This window comes from Vibrio sp. QJM3NY_35 (assembly GCF_057785915.1).
Genome location: NZ_CM173507.1, coordinates 1,041,848 through 1,058,390 on the forward strand (window position 1 = coordinate 1,041,848; position 16,543 = coordinate 1,058,390).

Annotated in this window: 13 protein-coding genes and 8 tRNA genes; 8 read left to right on the forward strand and 13 right to left on the reverse strand. The window is 45.0% G+C overall.

Annotated elements, in window-relative coordinates; genetic code table 11:
• Positions 1 to 58: 58 nt before the first annotated feature.
• Positions 59 to 1,504, reverse strand: coding sequence for an N-acetylglucosamine-specific PTS transporter subunit IIBC (nagE, locus tag AC3CH3_RS04695; RefSeq protein WP_186728077.1), 1,446 nt, complete (start codon positions 1,502 to 1,504; stop codon positions 59 to 61).
• Positions 1,505 to 1,697: 193 nt separating this feature from the next.
• Here nagE and AC3CH3_RS04700 point away from each other — a divergent pair, with 193 nt between their 5' ends.
• Positions 1,698 to 2,576, forward strand: coding sequence for a LysR substrate-binding domain-containing protein (locus tag AC3CH3_RS04700; RefSeq protein WP_146491726.1), 879 nt, complete (start codon positions 1,698 to 1,700; stop codon positions 2,574 to 2,576).
• A gap of 106 nt (positions 2,577 to 2,682) precedes the next feature.
• Positions 2,683 to 2,847: a hypothetical protein gene (locus AC3CH3_RS04705; RefSeq protein WP_186728075.1), complete on the forward strand. Its 165-nt coding sequence runs from the start codon at positions 2,683 to 2,685 to the stop codon at positions 2,845 to 2,847.
• A gap of 106 nt (positions 2,848 to 2,953) precedes the next feature.
• Here the strand turns inward: AC3CH3_RS04705 and AC3CH3_RS04710 are convergent, their stop codons facing one another.
• The 3 genes from AC3CH3_RS04710 to AC3CH3_RS04720 form a co-directional block, all read right to left on the reverse strand.
• The gene (locus tag AC3CH3_RS04710) at positions 2,954 to 3,874 is read right to left on the reverse strand and encodes a YeiH family protein (RefSeq protein WP_146491727.1); all 921 of its coding nucleotides are present in this window, start codon (positions 3,872 to 3,874) and stop codon (positions 2,954 to 2,956) included.
• A gap of 146 nt (positions 3,875 to 4,020) precedes the next feature.
• Positions 4,021 to 5,895 (reverse strand): MFS transporter, encoded by a 1,875-nt coding sequence (locus AC3CH3_RS04715; RefSeq protein WP_488537836.1) that lies wholly within the window; start codon positions 5,893 to 5,895, stop codon positions 4,021 to 4,023.
• Between the two features lie 17 nt (positions 5,896 to 5,912).
• Positions 5,913 to 6,503, reverse strand: a complete 591-nt coding sequence (locus AC3CH3_RS04720) for a TetR/AcrR family transcriptional regulator (protein ID WP_017064073.1) — start codon at positions 6,501 to 6,503, stop codon at positions 5,913 to 5,915.
• Between the two features lie 200 nt (positions 6,504 to 6,703).
• Here AC3CH3_RS04720 and AC3CH3_RS04725 point away from each other — a divergent pair, with 200 nt between their 5' ends.
• Together AC3CH3_RS04725 and AC3CH3_RS04730 are read left to right on the forward strand one after the other, a co-directional pair.
• Complete coding sequence (locus AC3CH3_RS04725) at positions 6,704 to 7,624, forward strand: Tim44 domain-containing protein (protein ID WP_488537837.1); 921 nt, start codon at positions 6,704 to 6,706, stop codon at positions 7,622 to 7,624.
• Between the two features lie 332 nt (positions 7,625 to 7,956).
• On the forward strand, positions 7,957 to 8,112 hold the full coding sequence (locus tag AC3CH3_RS04730) for a hypothetical protein (protein ID WP_162926809.1): 156 nt from the start codon (positions 7,957 to 7,959) through the stop codon (positions 8,110 to 8,112).
• Between the two features lie 160 nt (positions 8,113 to 8,272).
• Here AC3CH3_RS04730 and AC3CH3_RS04735 read toward each other — a convergent pair.
• From AC3CH3_RS04735 to AC3CH3_RS04770, 8 genes are all read right to left on the reverse strand, one after another.
• Positions 8,273 to 8,357, reverse strand: a tRNA-Tyr gene (locus AC3CH3_RS04735).
• A gap of 102 nt (positions 8,358 to 8,459) precedes the next feature.
• Positions 8,460 to 8,544 (reverse strand) — tRNA-Tyr (locus AC3CH3_RS04740).
• 102 nt (positions 8,545 to 8,646) lie between these two features.
• A tRNA-Tyr gene (locus AC3CH3_RS04745) sits at positions 8,647 to 8,731 on the reverse strand.
• 102 nt (positions 8,732 to 8,833) lie between these two features.
• A tRNA-Tyr gene (locus tag AC3CH3_RS04750) sits at positions 8,834 to 8,918 on the reverse strand.
• A gap of 102 nt (positions 8,919 to 9,020) precedes the next feature.
• Positions 9,021 to 9,105, reverse strand: a tRNA-Tyr gene (locus AC3CH3_RS04755).
• 102 nt (positions 9,106 to 9,207) lie between these two features.
• Positions 9,208 to 9,292: transfer RNA gene (locus AC3CH3_RS04760), tRNA-Tyr, on the reverse strand.
• A gap of 103 nt (positions 9,293 to 9,395) precedes the next feature.
• A tRNA-Tyr gene (locus AC3CH3_RS04765) sits at positions 9,396 to 9,480 on the reverse strand.
• A gap of 103 nt (positions 9,481 to 9,583) precedes the next feature.
• Positions 9,584 to 9,668 (reverse strand) — tRNA-Tyr (locus tag AC3CH3_RS04770).
• A 389-nt stretch (positions 9,669 to 10,057) separates the two neighbouring features.
• Here AC3CH3_RS04770 and AC3CH3_RS04775 point away from each other — a divergent pair.
• From AC3CH3_RS04775 to AC3CH3_RS04785, 3 genes are all read left to right on the forward strand, one after another.
• Positions 10,058 to 11,134, forward strand: coding sequence for an efflux RND transporter periplasmic adaptor subunit (locus tag AC3CH3_RS04775; protein ID WP_139137168.1), 1,077 nt, complete (start codon positions 10,058 to 10,060; stop codon positions 11,132 to 11,134).
• Positions 11,134 to 14,247, forward strand: a complete 3,114-nt coding sequence (gene vexH / locus AC3CH3_RS04780; protein WP_488537838.1) for a vibriobactin export RND transporter permease subunit VexH — start codon at positions 11,134 to 11,136, stop codon at positions 14,245 to 14,247. The genes AC3CH3_RS04775 and vexH overlap by 1 nt, the downstream gene beginning before the upstream one ends.
• A 141-nt stretch (positions 14,248 to 14,388) precedes the next feature.
• Complete coding sequence (locus AC3CH3_RS04785; protein ID WP_019820403.1) at positions 14,389 to 14,709, forward strand: DUF1244 domain-containing protein; 321 nt, start codon at positions 14,389 to 14,391, stop codon at positions 14,707 to 14,709.
• Between the two features lie 90 nt (positions 14,710 to 14,799).
• Here the strand turns inward: AC3CH3_RS04785 and AC3CH3_RS04790 are convergent, their stop codons facing one another.
• Positions 14,800 to 15,867: a PLP-dependent cysteine synthase family protein gene (locus AC3CH3_RS04790; protein WP_019820402.1), complete on the reverse strand. Its 1,068-nt coding sequence runs from the start codon at positions 15,865 to 15,867 to the stop codon at positions 14,800 to 14,802.
• Positions 15,868 to 15,996: 129 nt separating this feature from the next.
• Between AC3CH3_RS04790 and AC3CH3_RS04795 the strand changes: the two genes are divergently transcribed.
• Positions 15,997 to 16,470 carry an Lrp/AsnC family transcriptional regulator gene (locus tag AC3CH3_RS04795; RefSeq protein ID WP_017062025.1) on the forward strand — a complete coding sequence of 158 codons (474 nt, stop codon included), beginning with the start codon at positions 15,997 to 15,999 and terminating at the stop codon, positions 16,468 to 16,470.
• The last annotated feature ends 73 nt before the right edge of the window (positions 16,471 to 16,543 follow it).

Below are 16,543 nucleotides of genomic sequence, written 5' to 3' on the forward strand. Positions count from 1 at the left end.
ATGGTGGTGAAGCCATCACAAATTCTTATTGTTTTATCTTGTCATCAAAGGTGCCGTGTTAAGCGAGTGCCTTCTTCATTTGTTCTGCGACCTTATCCACTTTTCCTAAGCCAATGATAACTTGCAGTCCGCCTTTACCCACCGGAACCACACCTGCCGCTCCCAGTTTCTTCAGTTTGTCACTGTCGGCGATTGATGAGTCTTTTACTGTTAGGCGTAGGCGAGTAATACAGTTATCGACTTCAAGGATATTGTCAGCACCACCAATCGCTTCAATGTAGTTGTTGGTTAGGTTAACTAATGCTTCAGGAGATGCAGTCTCGCTTTCTGCTTCCATTTCCTCACCACGACCCGGAGTGCGTAGGTTGAACTTGATGATAGCGAAGCGGAAAATGCAGTAATAAAGTGCGAAGAACACTACACCTTGAACCAGTAGCATGTACCAGTTAACCGCTAGTGGGTTTTGGCTTGATAGTACTAGGTCAACGAAGCCAGCGGAGAATCCGAAGCCTGCCATCCACTCCATGCTTGCCGCAATGTAAAGCGACAAACCTGTTAACACAGCGTGTAGTAGGAACAGTACCGGAGCAAGGAACATGAAGCTGAACTCAAGCGGCTCTGTGATACCTGTGAAGAATGAAGCCATAGCCGCCGCAAGCATGATAGCGAATACTTGGTTCTTATTTTTCGCATCAGAACAGTGGTACATCGCCAATGCTGCTGCTGGTAGGCCAAACATCATGATAGGGAAGAAGCCCGCTTGGTACATGCCTGTTTTACCCGGAATACCCGTACCGTTAGCGATAGATTGTGCACCGCCTAGGAAGTTTGGAATGTCGTTAATGCCTACAACGTCGAACCAGAACACAGGGTAAAGTGCGTGGTGCATACCAACTGATAGGAACAAACGGTTGAAGAAACCAAACAGACCGGCGCCAACTGCGCCCATGCTTTCTAGCTTTATACCTAGAACGATCAGAGCGTCATAAACAGCTGGCCAGATGTATAGTAGAGCAAAAGAGAGAGCCATACCTGCGATTGAAGTCAGGATAGGAACCAAACGCTTACCACTGAAAAACGCCAAAGCCTGAGGAAGTTCAACGGTTGAGTAGCGGTTGTAGATCTCTGCTGAGATGATACCTACTATGATACCCACAAATTGGTTGCTGATTTTGCCAAATGCTGCTGGCACTTCACTTAGTTCAACATCCATTAATTGAGCGACAGAGCCTGGAGCAAGTAGCGTGGTGACGACGAGGAACATCACAAAACCAGACAATGCGGCTGAGCCGTTTTTATCTCGGCTCAAACCAAATGCGACACCCACCGCGAACAGAACTGCCATGTTGTCGATGATCGCACCACCAGATTTGATCAAGAATGCGGCTAAGATGCTTTCTGAACCCCAACCAACAGGATCCAGCCAATAGCCGATCCCCATAAGGATTGCTGCAGCTGGCAGTGTGGCTACGGGAACCATTAATGCCTTACCTACTTTTTGCATATACCCGAGTATATTCATATGTGCCCCTAAGTTTGTAATTAATTTTTTTAATGTTTCTGCTCGTCAACGTATGGAGTCAAAGATTGAACGAGGCAGGGTTTTAAGTAACTTCGGCTATTAAAAACTTATTTCTTAATGCAAACAAACGAAACGGGTAGTAGTATGAATTAAAATTTTTAATGCATGAGTTCGTATGGCTAACCATCAATCTTTACTTAGAAATCTTCATACTTTTAATGTTGCTGCAGAGAAAATGAGCTTTACGCTAGCGGCGAAAAAGTTGCATCTGACTCAGGGAGCCGTTAGCCATCGAATCAAAGTGTTAGAAGGTGAACTCGGATTTAACTTGTTTGTGCGAGGGACTCGTAAACTGGAACTGACTGAAGAAGGCCAGCGTTTTCAACGAACGTTATCCAAGTCGTTAAGCTCTATTTTTGGTGAGATCGAAGACATTACCAACACAGACTTGTATGGACAGATCAATATCGGTACTAGTCCTGCATTTGCCAACAGTTGGTTACTGCCAAGATTGGCTGATTTTAAACAGCGATACCCAAAGTTTAATCTCAACATCTTCTCGCAAGAAGAGCAGGATTTTCATCAAAATCATCTCGATGTCGCCATTTACTATGGTGCTGAAGATCTCAAAGACATGCATCGACAGCGCCTGTTTGGTGAAAAGTATATTCCGGTGTGTACACCGAGTTACGCGGCTGAGCACGACATCTTTGATGATGGCTTAGAATCGCTGCACCGGATTAATTTCATTCATGCACTAGGATCAGATGTATGGCAGCGTTGGATTAAACACCATGGCTTGGATGTGAACTTGTTTGAGCAATTTTACTGCGTGAGCCACCGGGATATGGGCGTAAGAAGTGCCCTCAGCAATATCGGTGTCGCGATGGGGCGCTATCATTTTGTTAAGCAGTACATTGAGACTGGTGAGCTCATAACGCCTTATCCGAGTATGGATACTGACAAAGGGTATGACTTAATCTGCCCGTTAGGCACGGAAAAACGTCCTAAGGTAAGAACCTTTATTAAGTGGTTAGAGGGGCAGTTACGCTAGGTTAGTTAATTTAGCAATTAGATAGTTCAAAACAGAATTTATTATCTTTATAACCATCCATCATAATAAGCCATACAAATAACGGATTATAGAATAAGGTCTTATTATGAAAATTGCCCTCATCATTGCGGTTTTACTGCAGATAGGCCAAGCGGTCACTTCGTCAGGGTTGACTCGCTCGTTGGCTGAACTCACCGCATTTGTGTTGGTTGTGGTACTTGTTTTAATGAAAAGAGAGAGCAATAAGAGTGATAAGCCCCTGTTTGAATAGTAGTTTGATCAATATCGATAACAAACGATAAAGGCAAAGCCCATACGAGCTTTGCCTTTTTGTTTTGTTGTTCGCTATTTTTGCGAGCGATTCAGTTTTCGCGAGATTAAGCGAGGGTTAACCAAGCTAACGAACCTGTAGAAATCATCACCCACATCGAAATACCAAACATCAATGGCTTTGGCCCAGCCGCTTTCAGTTTCTCGACAGAGATGCCACAACCAATTAAGAATAGACAAACAACCAACGCACGCTTAGACACATCAAAGATCCCCTGATACACCATCTCAAACTGTGGCAATAGGTCACTAACCGCGATAGCTGCGCAATAGAAGAAAATGAAGTAGGGAACGGTAATCTTCTTTTGATCGCTCTTGAAGATCATTGCGCTAACCAAAGCAATTGGAATGATCCAAAGTGCACGAGCGAGCTTCAATGTTGTCGCGGTAGTCAGTGCTTCCTCACCATAAGCTGATGCTGCACCAACAACTGAAGAAGTATCATGAATCGCGATTGCTGCCCAGGTACCGAAAGTCTGTTGGCTTAATTCAAGCGCATGGCCAATCATCGGGAACAAGAATAGAGCTACCGAGTTCAACACAAATACAGTGGCTAACGCCAAGCCAATCTGTTCATCGTCTGCTTTGATCGCGGGTGCCACAGCTGCTATCGCACTACCACCACAAATCGCGGTACCAGAAGAGATAAGGTAGCCTGTTGTGCGGTCTAGCCCCATTTGTTTAGCCAAGAACCAACCAATGACTAATGTACCAATAATCGTCGTTACAATGAGTCCAATACCATCGCCTGTTACCGCTAATGCTTTTTCAAACTGAATGCCAAACCCCAAGCCAACAATCGAGTAGGCCAGTAACTTCTTGGTGAGTTTACCGACTTCCAAGTGTTCAGGAACTAAACCTAAACTAGCCAGTAGGAAACCGATAACGAGGGCTGTCGGGGAACTGACCCAGGGCGTTAAGCAAAATAGTGCAGCAAGATAAAACGGAACGGACTTTTTTAGGTTCATTGTATTTAGAGTCTTGTTTTGTAGTGACGTTATTGTAATGAGACCACTATACGTTCAATAAAATGATAAGTAAGTCTAAATGAATTGAACAAACGTTAAGGAAAACTTAACGCTTGTTCAGTTGATATGAATACGGTAAAGGTTATTTAGCGTAAGGTGCCGCGAAGATTGGACACCGACTGTCGAAGAGTTTCACAAGAGGCTTCTTTAGGTGAAATAGGCTCGCCAGCTTCTATCTCTAGTTTAGTCCAGAAGCGAGTGGGTAATCCTTTGCAGGCACGGCCTTTGTAACGGCTAAAGTAACTGCCCCATAATCCTTTGAGAGCCATTGGAATCACAGGGACAGGAGAACGTTTGATGATCAGCTCCATACCACGCATGAACTCAGCCACTTCGCCATCAGAGGTTAGCTTTCCTTCTGGAAAAATACACACGATGTGGCCTTCATGCAGGGCGCGTTCTACTTCTTTAAAAGCATTTCGAATAGAGCTACGGTTGGTTGCGGAGATTGGAATCACCCCAGCTCTTTTCAAGAAACGTCGAATAGGCGGCAACTTGGTGTAATCTTCTTCCATCACAAAGCGGATCAAGCGAGGGCAAACGGCGCTCAGCAATAATGCATCCATATAACTCACATGGTTGCAGACAATCAACGCACCGCCTTTTTCTGGCAGGTGATGTAAGTTCTTATGTTTAACTCGGTACATGGTGTGAGTGACCACCCACGTAAAGAAGCGGAAAGCGTAGATAGGCACCTGATAAAACAGGTACAGCATCACCAAAGTGTTGCCCAGCGCGAGCAAGATAAACAGCTGTGGAATTGAAAGCTCTAGAACACTAAGGCAAACAATACCTAAAACCGCACTTCCCACCATGAACAGTGAGTTATAAATATTGAGCCCGGCAATCACTTGGGCACGTTCATCTGGCTTGGCGCGTAACTGCATCAGTGAATACAGAGGAACGATAAAGATACCGCCAGAGATACCCAATAGAAGAAGGTAAGCAAATAGCGGCCACAGTTCTGAATAGGTGACGAATTGGTGGAAAGAGCTAAAGTCAGGCAAAGACTCCGGGATGGATATCGCCATCAAAAGGCCGAATATCGAGATACCTAAGCTGCCCATTGGCACTATGCCGATTTCAATTCGGTGATTCGATAACTTATCGCAAGCCAAAGAGCCGATTGCAATGCCTACCGAGAATAGTGCCAGTAAAAAGGCGACCGAGCTTTCAGTGCCGTTTAGATGCAGTTTAGTGAAGTTGGGAAACTGAGTTAGGTAAGCCGCACCAAGGAACCAGAACCAGCTGATAGACATCAGAGCTTGAAAGGTCGGGCGATCTTTTTTTGCAATCGCTAGTGTCGCGCGGGTCAGTTTTACAGGTTGCCACTTTACTTTAAGATCTGGTGCATTGCTTGGTGCTTGTGGGATAAAGCAACTTGATACATAGCCAAGTACGGCGAACGAAACAATACACACCGCAGCAATGAGCTTCGCGCCTTCTTCAGATGCAATGATGCCTGCGCCTAGAGTACCAATCAGGATCGCTAAGAATGTACCTGTCTCGACGAGAGCGTTACCAGATACCAGTTCTTTTGTTTCTAACTGCTGTGGAAGCAGGGCGTATTTCACCGGACCAAAGAAAGCACTCTGCGTTCCCATAAGGAACAGAAGCAGAAGTAATATTCCGTAGCTCTCGTAGATGAATCCGATCGCACCCAGTGACATGATCACTACTTCAAGGAGCTTAACTTTACGGATAAACCACGATTTTTCGTATTTGTCGGCCAGTACACCGGCCAAAGCTGAAAATAAGAAGAAGGGCAGAATAAAAAGGCCAGCGGCCAAATTAATGAATAGATTGCTGGAAATAGGCAGCGTGTCTACGCTTGCGAAAGCAACAAACAGTAACAGGACATTTTTGAATATGTTGTCGTTAAAGGCTCCTAGAAATTGGGTAATAAAGTAGGGTAGGAACCTTTTTTGCGTTAACAGCGAAGATTGGCTGCTGTTGTTCATTATCTTTCCTTGGATGATTACCAGTTGGTTAAGTAGTTTGAGACTAGGTTATTGATCAGCTCTTTACCATCAATAGGCTCAGAGGCGAAAAATTTATCATCAACGCTAAGTAGAGTAATTCCGTGTACTCCAGACCATAATACACGGCTGGCTTTAACGACTTCGCTTTTCGTATGTTCAGGAGCAATCGCTACGAGCAACTGCTCTAGCATGCCTGTCATTCTATCGATGCGGTTTGATTGCCATTCAGGAAGGTTTTCACCGTTCATGTTGTGCTCGAAGATAAGCTGCCAGCGGTGTGGGTGTCTCTGTGCAAAATCGTGGTAGCAGTAGGCAAGGTTGAATAGAGCTTGTTGAGGGTTGCTCGATTGTTCAACAGCTGCAGCCGATTCTGACGCCAGTTCATCTAATGTTTGAGCGACCACATGCAAAAGCAGTAGGTTGTAGTTACCAAATACATTTACTAAGGTACTTGGAACGTAACCAATCATATTGGCGATTTTACGTAGACTTAGCTCGTGATAAGAGTGCTCTTCTAAGAAGTCGGTCACCGTTTTTAAGGTTAATTGCACTAATTGCTCGCGAGTATGATCGTTTCGTCTTGCCATGGGTACTTTCTATTAAATGAACATCGTTCAATATTTTAATGCTGCCCCTGAGTGCCGTCAATCCCTTCGCTAGTTTAGTAATCAATTAATAGCTGCAATATTATGATACATGTGTAAGCACGGTGAATATTTCATTGTTCTTTGTTAACGAGTATGATTAAGGTGTCGAAAGATAAAGAACCCTATTATAAAGGATAATAATGAAACGATTTTTCTCACTAGTCGCGATCCTGTTGGTAACAGTCGCGGTGACGCCAATCGCGGAAGCGAAAAAGTTTGGTGGTGGTAAGTCATTTGGCAAAAGCTTTAAAACGGCTCCAGCACCAAAACAACAAAACACGAATTCGATCCGACAAGATCAAACGGGTAAGAACACAGCAGCTAACTCAAGCAAAAAAGGCCTTATGGGCGGTTTGCTAGGTGGTTTACTTGCTGGTGGTCTTTTAGCTGCATTCTTTGGTGGCGCATTTGAAGGTATCCAGTTTATGGATATTCTGATCATGGGTCTGATTGCGTTCCTAGCGTTTAAGTTCCTACGTGGAATGTTAGGCGCGAAGCAGGGCTCTATGAATCAGCAGAATGCACGTGGCCAACAGCCGGCATTCGGCGGCATGGGTCAGAATAAGTTTGAACAGTCTAAGCAACAGCCAAATGTTCATAACTTCGAGCAAGCACAGCCTCAATCACAACCTCACTCACAAAATGGTGCTGGTGGTTTCGGTTTTGGTGCACAAAGCGATGTCCCACATAACTACCCACCGGGCTTTGATCAAGCGGCATTCATCAATGGTTCTCGTGAGCACTACCGTACACTGCAAGGTGCATGGAATCACAACGAACTAAACACAATTGAAGAATACGTATCTCCAAGCCTATTTGAAGACCTAAAAGCTGAGCGTAATAAGCTAGACGGTGATCAGCACACTGACGTAATGTACGTTGATGCTGAAATCGTTCGCGCAGACCACGATGGTAGCAAAGCACAGCTAAGCCTTCAGTTTAGCGGTCGTTACCGTGACACAGCGGATGGCGTTGAAGAAGATATCACTGATATCTGGCACTTAGAGCGTGACCTAACAACTAACAATGCACCTTGGTTAATTGTTGGTATTCAAGGTTAACTCCAGGATTTAACTCAACATCAATAGGATGTAGTTATTCGGAATAACACCAAATAATAGAAAGCCCCTGCTGAGAAATCAGCAGGGGCTTTTTTGCCTTTAATGATATGTATCGATAAGTCGCTGCATGGAAATTGGTTTTGAGCTTTTTTGGGTGGGGGGGAAGGGGTTTAGATTCAAGGAACAATGTCAACATGACGAAACGTGCGGAATCAATAAAGAACATGAGTAGCGGAAGTGTGTCATCACGACAAATATTAAGAGATGTATGTTGCTCAAAGGTTGGATTAGCCTAGAGCTAACCAATTGATTCTATTTGGATGTGAGGAGTAATGACAAAGTTTTTTGAACCCGTATTGGAGCCTGAGATTACTTTGCAGCAGAAACAGAGAATGGCGAATGAATGCGAAGAACATGTATCGACCAATTGTTTAGGCTGCGCTGCTTATCTGGTTTGTGAGCGTCATGCTGAAGTATGGGACCACTGATGTTTGAATGATTTAGCTCGATTAGTTATTTGTAGTAGCGGGTTAGTGTTTAGGAAGTTGAGGGTTGTTTTAGAAGATACGTTTAGCAAGAGATAAAGCTCAGAAACGAAAAAAGCCAACTCAATGAGTTGGCTTTTCGATTTTCCAATTAAGGAGAATATGGTGGAGGGAGACGGATTCGAACCATCGAAGGCAGTGCCGGCAGATTTACAGTCTGCTCCCTTTGGCCACTCGGGAACCCCTCCAGGGTGTGTCTTACTTTTCACAAAGTAAGCCTAAATTGATGTTTTCCCATAAGCCCATCAATCAGGTTGTTCTCTTAACTCTCAAAAGAGGTAAGAAGAATATGGTGGAGGGAGACGGATTCGAACCATCGAAGGCAGTGCCGGCAGATTTACAGTCTGCTCCCTTTGGCCACTCGGGAACCCCTCCAGGGTGTGTCTTACTTTTCACAAAGTAAGCCTAAATTGATGTTTTCCCATAAGCCCATCAATCAGGTTGTTCTCTTAACTCTCAAAAGAGGTAAGAAGAATATGGTGGAGGGAGACGGATTCGAACCATCGAAGGCAGTGCCGGCAGATTTACAGTCTGCTCCCTTTGGCCACTCGGGAACCCCTCCAGGGTGTGTCTTACTCTTCACAAAGTAAGCCTAAATTGATGTTTTCCCATAAGCCCATCAATCAGGTTGTTCTCTTAACTCTTAAAAGAGGTAAGAAGAATATGGTGGAGGGAGACGGATTCGAACCATCGAAGGCAGTGCCGGCAGATTTACAGTCTGCTCCCTTTGGCCACTCGGGAACCCCTCCAGGGTGTGTCTTACTTTTCACAAAGTAAGCCTAAATTGATGTTTTCCCATAAGCCCATCAATCAGGTTGTTCTCTTAACTCTTAAAAGAGGTAAGAAGAATATGGTGGAGGGAGACGGATTCGAACCATCGAAGGCAGTGCCGGCAGATTTACAGTCTGCTCCCTTTGGCCACTCGGGAACCCCTCCAGGGTGTGTCTTACTTTTCACAAAGTAAGCCTAAATTGATGTTTTCCCATAAGCCCATCAACTAGGTTGTTCTCTTAACTCTTAAAAGAGGTAAGAAGAATATGGTGGAGGGAGACGGATTCGAACCATCGAAGGCAGTGCCGGCAGATTTACAGTCTGCTCCCTTTGGCCACTCGGGAACCCCTCCAGGGTGTGTCTTACTTTTCACAAAGTAAGCCTAAATTGATGTTTTCCCATAAGCCCATCAATCAGGTTGTTCTCTTAACTCTCGAAAGAAGTAAGAAGAAATATGGTGGAGGGAGACGGATTCGAACCATCGAAGGCAGTGCCGGCAGATTTACAGTCTGCTCCCTTTGGCCACTCGGGAACCCCTCCAGGGTGTGTCTTACTTTTCACAAAGTAAGCCTAAATTGATGTTTTCCCATAAGCCCATCAATCAGGTTGTTCTCTTAACTCTTAAAAGAGGTAAGAAGAAATATGGTGGAGGGAGACGGATTCGAACCATCGAAGGCGGAGCCGGCAGATTTACAGTCTGCTCCCTTTGGCCACTCGGGAACCCCTCCAGGGTGTTTTTTCCTAACTCATAATGGATAGGCTAAAGAGATGTTTTTCCCAACGCATCTCTCAAGTGCGGAGCGCATCATAGCAAACACGCTAAACCTGTAAAGGGTTTTTCTTATGGTTTTGTGTTAAATGCTGCCTTTTTGGGCAAAGATGGCGAAAAGTACGCATATTGCTCGGGAAGTGAACATCTGTACTAAGGTTTACGTATTAATAGGTAACACCTTGAGGTAACTCGCTTTCTGTATTGTGTTGGGTTTGTGTCATTCACCGAGAAACGTAAATGGAATTTAATCTAGATTTACACTTCTTGACGTTACAGTATTCATTAGTTGATAGAATACGGTTAATTTCATTTATAGATAATAAATCTTACTTGCAGACCATTATTATGAAGCATAAATCTGTTTTAACCCTGCTTAGCTTGTCTATTCTTATGGCGTCTCCAGCCGTACTTGCAAAGCGTATGGGCCCTAGCTCTGTCACTGTTGTTACTGAGCAGGTTGATATTCACCAAGTTAGCCAATCTCTTTCGTTGGTCGGTAAGTTAGAAGCCGAGCAATCGGTAATGATCACTTCTGAAGTGGCTGGCAGAGTTGATTCTATCAACATTAAAGCCAATCAAGATGTCACCAAAGGGCAGATGTTGGTTCAATTAGATGACGACAAAGCAAAAGCAGCAGTTGCAGAAGCGCAAGCGTATTTAAAAGACGAGAAACGTAAGCTGGCGGAATTTCAACGCCTAGTGAAACGTAACGCGATCACGCAAACAGAAATTGACGCTCAGAAAACGAACGTAGAGATCGCCAACGCTCGTTTAGCTGCTGCAAATGCCAATCTTAAAGATCTTCACATCAGCGCGCCATTCTCGGGCACTGTTGGTTTTATCGACTTTAGCCGCGGTAAAATGGTAACAGCAGGTACTGAACTCGTGACCTTAGATGACCTATCGGTAATGCAATTAGATCTGCAGATCCCGGAGCGCTACCTTTCTAAACTGTCTAAAGGTATGAAAGTAACGGCTCGCACTAGCGCATGGGGCGACACTCAGTTCTCTGGTACTGTAGTAGGCATTGATTCTCGTATTAACGCTGAAACCTTGAACCTTCGAGTTCGAATCCACTTCGACAACAATAATGATTATCTAAAGCCAGGCATGTTAGTGGCAGCGGATATGGACTTCCCACCAGTTGAAGCGCCAATCATTCCAGTTCAAGCGCTTGAGTATTCAGGTACGAAGCGTTTCGTTTATGTTATCGACGAAGATAATAAAGCAACTCGCACAGAAGTTTTCCTTGGGGCTCGTATTGATAACGAAGTCGTGATCGACAAAGGCATCGAAATTGGTCAGAAGATCGTGGTGCAAGGTATCGTGAACATGCGTGACGGCGTCTTGGTTCAAGAGCTTACCGTTAATCGCCCGGCTGATGCAGCAAGCGATAAAAAAGCACAAGAAGGCGCTAATTAATGTTGTTATCTGATGTTTCTGTAAAGAGACCAGTAGCGGCCGTCGTATTGAGCCTACTATTGGTTGTGTTTGGTATTGTTTCTTTCAATAAGCTCGCAGTTCGTGAGATGCCAGATATTGAAAGCCCGGTGGTATCGATCAGTACTCGTTATGAGGGTGCGTCTGCCACCATCATTGAAAGCCAAATAACCTCCAATCTTGAAGACCAGTTATCCGGCATCAGTGGTATCGATGAGATCGAATCCACAACACGTAACGGTATGTCGCGTATCACGATTACTTTTGAGCTTGGTTACGACCTCAACACCGGTGTGAGTGATGTTCGTGATGCTGTAGCTCGTGCGCAGCGTTCATTGCCCGATGAAGCCGACGACCCAATTGTTTACAAGAACAATGGTAGTGGTGAAGCTTCGGTCTACATCAACTTAAGCTCGACAGAGATGGACCGAACGCAGTTAACCGACTACACCGAACGTGTGTTGATTGACCGCTTTAGTTTGATCTCGGGCGTGAGCTCGGTGGATATCTCAGGTGGCTTGTACAAAGTAATGTACGTGAAGCTGAAACCTGCGCAGATGGCGGGTCGTGGCGTGACGACCTCGGACATCACTTCTGCACTGAACAATGAGAACATTGAAAGCCCAGGTGGTGAAGTACGTAACGATGCGATTGTGATGTCGGTTCGTACCGCTCGTTCTTACACTGAAGCGGAAGATTTCGAATACCTAGTCGTTAAACGTGCCTCTGATAACACACCTATCTACTTAAAAGACGTAGCGGATGTTTACATTGGCGCAGAAAACGAGAACTCGACCTTTAAGAGTGACGGCGTTGTTAACGTAAGTATGGGTATTGTGCCTCAGTCAGATGCAAACCCACTTGAGGTGGCTGACTTAGTCCATAAAGAAGTCGAAGCAATTCAAAAGTTCTTGCCAGATGGGACCCGTTTGGCGGTCGACTATGACTCAACTGTGTTTATCGACCGTTCGATCTCAGAGGTTTACAGCACGCTCTTTATCACGGGTGGCTTGGTTATCCTTGTGCTTTATATCTTTATTGGTCAAGCACGTGCAACACTTATTCCTGCGGTAACCGTACCTGTATCTCTGATCTCGTCGTTTATTGCCGCGTACTACTTCGGTTTCTCTATCAACCTGATTACCCTGATGGCACTTATCTTGTCGATTGGTTTGGTGGTCGATGATGCGATCGTGGTGGTAGAGAACATTTTCCACCACATTGAACGTGGTGAGTCACCACTGCTTGCTGCCTATAAAGGTACTCGTGAAGTTGGCTTTGCGGTAATCGCGACAACGCTTGTATTGGTAATGGTATTCCTACCAATCTCGTTCATGGACGGTATGGTTGGCTTGTTGTTTACCGAGTTTTCTGTATTGCTCGCGATGTCGGTGATCTTCTCGTCGCTAGTCGCATTAACGTTAACGCCAGTGTTAGGCAGTAAAATCCTAAAAGCGAACGTTAAACCAAACCGTTTCAACCTGTTTGTCGAGCGCGTATTTGGCAAACTTGAGTCTGGATACCGCGCGGTATTGCGCCGTGCTCTAAACTGGCGTTGGGCTGCTCCAATCATCATTATCGCGTGTATGGGCGGTAGCTATGGCTTGATGCAACAAGTGCCGTCGCAACTGACGCCACAAGAAGACCGTGGTGTTATCTTTGCGTTTGTTCGTGGTGCCGATGCAACCAGTTACAACCGTATGTCTGCCAACATGGACATCGTTGAAGAGCGTCTAATGCCATTGCTTGGTCAAGGCTTCTTGAAGTCATTCAGTATTCAATCACCAGCGTTCGGTGGTAATGCGGGCGACCAAACGGGCTTCGTCATCATGATCCTAGAAGATTGGGATGAGCGTGACGTTACAGCACAAGAAGCGTTGAACGAAGTTCGTAAATCGTTGAATGGCATTCCAGATGTGCGTGTATTCCCGTTCATGCCGGGCTTCAAAGGTGGTTCAAGTGAGCCTGTTCAATTCGTACTTGGCGGTTCTGATTACTCTGAACTTCAGAAGTGGGCAGAGATCTTAAAGCAAGCGGCTGAAGATTCTCCAATGATGGAAGGCGCGGACATCGATTACTCTGAGAAAACACCAGAGCTATTGGTAACCGTAGATAAGCAGCGTGCAGCAGAGCTAGGTGTTAGCGTTTCAGATATTTCAGATACGCTAGAAATCATGCTTGGCGGCCGCAGTGAAACGACCTTCGTTGATCGTGGTGAAGAGTACGACGTGTATCTGCGTGGTGATGAAAACAGCTTTAACAACGCCAACGATCTAAGCCAAATCTACATGCGAACTCAGTCTGGTGAGTTGGTTACACTCGATACGTTGACGCACATTGAAGAAGTGGCTTCATCGATTCGTTTATCGCACTATAACAAGCAGAAATCGGTGACCATCAAGGCGAACCTAATGGAAGGTTACACGCTGGGTGACGCGCTCGATTTCCTTGATGAACAAGCGATTGAACAGCTACCGGGTGATATTTCAGTGAGCTACTCTGGCGAGTCAAAAGACTTCAAAGAGAACCAATCAAGTATCTTAGTGGTATTTGCGCTAGCGATGCTGGTCGCGTACTTGGTACTGGCCGCGCAGTTTGAAAGCTTCATTAACCCACTGGTGGTGATGTTCACCGTACCTATGGGTATCTTTGGTGGCTTCTTAGGCTTGGTGCTGATGAGTCAAGGCCTCAACGTATACAGCCAGATTGGTATGATCATGTTGATCGGTATGGTAACCAAAAACGGTATCTTGATCGTTGAGTTTGCTAACCAACTTCGTGACCGTGGTATCGAGTTTGAAAAGGCGATCATTGATGCGTCGGCTCGACGCTTACGTCCAATTATGATGACAGCATTCACGACGCTAGCTGGTGCAATCCCATTGATTACTTCAACGGGCGCAGGCTATGAAAGCCGAGTGGCTGTGGGTACGGTTATCTTCTTCGGTATGGGCTTTGCGACCTTAGTTACTCTGTTCGTTATCCCTGCGATGTATCGACTGGTTTCGGGTACGACGCGTTCACCAGGCCATGTGGAAGCCGTTCTAAATAAAGAGCTGAGCCATGACAACGTGGGTAGAAGCAGTCACGGTTAATGAATACGCACGGTTAATGAACATGGAATAGTGTAACAATATTGAAAAGCCTGCGTTTGCTCCTAGCGAATTGCAGGCTTTTTTTGTATAACAAACAGAGCTCAACGAATTAATACAATAAATCGAATAAAGGAAAGTAAAGTGGCTGAATTTAAATACAAAGATCTTTCTCAAGAAGAACAAGATAAGCTAGATGCAGCAACCTTTCGTCGTCTGCTAGCACACTTAGACAATAATAAGGATGTGCAGAACATCGACCTTATGATCTTGGCGGGCTTCTGCCGTAACTGTTTCAGCAAGTGGTATAAAGCGGAAGCTGAGCAACAAGGCCTAGGCTTGGATATCGATGACGCTCGTGAGCGCGTATATGGCATGACTTACGATGAGTGGAAACAAAACCACCAACCAAAAGCGACACCTGAGCAACTAGCGGCGTTTGAAGCGAAGCAGAAGCCAGAATAATTTGTTCTCGCTAGAAATTGATGAATAGAACAAACCAAAAAAGAGCCCATCAGGGCTCTTTTTATTTTTGCGTCGCTGTTTGTTCTGTGGTTAAGCCAGTTCACCCGTTTGCGAGAAAGCTTCTAGCTTCGCCGCATAAGGTTGTAGGTCACCGATATTCAGGTTTACCCACTCGTCATTGAAGTAAGTGTCTAGGTAACGCTCACCGCTGTCACATAGCAAAGTCACGATAGAGCCTGTTTCGCCACGCGCTTTCATTTCACTGGCTAGCTGAAGCACACCGTACATGTTAGTACCGGTTGATGCGCCGACCTTGCGACCAAGAATGTCAGATAACCAATGTGTCGTTGCGATACTTGCTGCATCTGGAATTTTACGCATTTCGTCAACCACACCAGGAATGAAGCTTGGTTCTGCTCGTGGGCGACCAATGCCTTCAATCTTGCTGAATGTACTGCCTTTCACGTTCGCATTGCCGGTTTGGAAGTATTCGTGGAATACAGAGTTTTCAGGGTCGACAACACAAAGCTTGGTTTCATGCTGTTGGTAGCGAATGAAACGGCCAATCGTCGCTGAAGTACCGCCAGTACCTGGGCTCATTACTACCCAAGCTGGAACTGGGTGATCTTCCATCTGCATTTGATTGAAAATCGAGTTCGCGATGTTGTTGTTACCACGCCAGTCGGTTGCGCGCTCAGCGTAAGTAAATTGATCCATGTAGTGACCATTCAATTCTTCTGCTAAACGGCGAGACTCATCGTAAATTTCATCTGAGCGGTCAACAAGATGCGCTTGGCCGCCGTAGAATTCTATCTGCTCAATCTTCTTCTTAGCTGTGCATTTTGGCATTACCGCAATAAACGGCAGGCCAAGTAGGCGAGCAAAGTACGCTTCAGATACCGCAGTACTGCCCGATGAAGATTCAATAATTGTTGTTTCTGGGCCAACCCAACCGTTACAGATAGCGTATAAGAACAGAGAACGCGCTAAACGGTGCTTTAAAGAGCCTGTAGGGTGTGTGCTTTCATCTTTAAGGTAAACATCAATGCCTTCGATACTTGGTAGATCGAGCTTGATAAGGTGCGTATCCGCTGAGCGTTGGTAGTCCGCTTCAATTTTACGAATCGCGTTGTTAATCCATTGATGGTCAGTGCACATAAGCGTTCTCCTGATCGAGTGTAGGAATTCTTTGTAATTGGTATGGTTCTAATTTATCCATAATCGGAGAGAAAAACTTTGCCATATTTGCTTTGTTTTGCTTAAATTGTAGAAAATTATTCTCTTTAAATGCGATTTGGTGAAAGTGTGATAGATGCCGTAGATAAAAAAATATTAGGGTTACTGCAAGAAGACAGCACCCTGTCATTGAACGATATTTCTGAAGCGGTCAATCTCACTACAACGCCTTGTTGGAAAAGGCTTAAGCGCCTCGAAGAGAACGGTATTATTGAGAAAAGAGTCGCACTGCTGAACCCGGAAAAACTGGATCTTTCCTTTACCGCGTTCGTATTAGTGAAAACCAGTGATCATTCTCATGAGTGGTATGGTCGTTTTGTGAATACTGTGTCGGAATTTCCAGAAGTGATGGAGTTCTATCGCATGGCTGGCGAATATGATTATATGATGAAGGTTCAGGTTAAAGATATGAAGTGCTTTGATGATTTCTATAAGCGCTTGGTGAATAGTATTGATGGTATTTCTAATGTGACCTCTACGTTTGCGATGGAACCATTGAAGTACACGACAGCACTGCCGCTTTAAGCTACGCCTAGTAATACATTAACTATCGTCTCAGTTTAGATATCTTCTCAGTTTAGTTCTCGCCTCTACGATA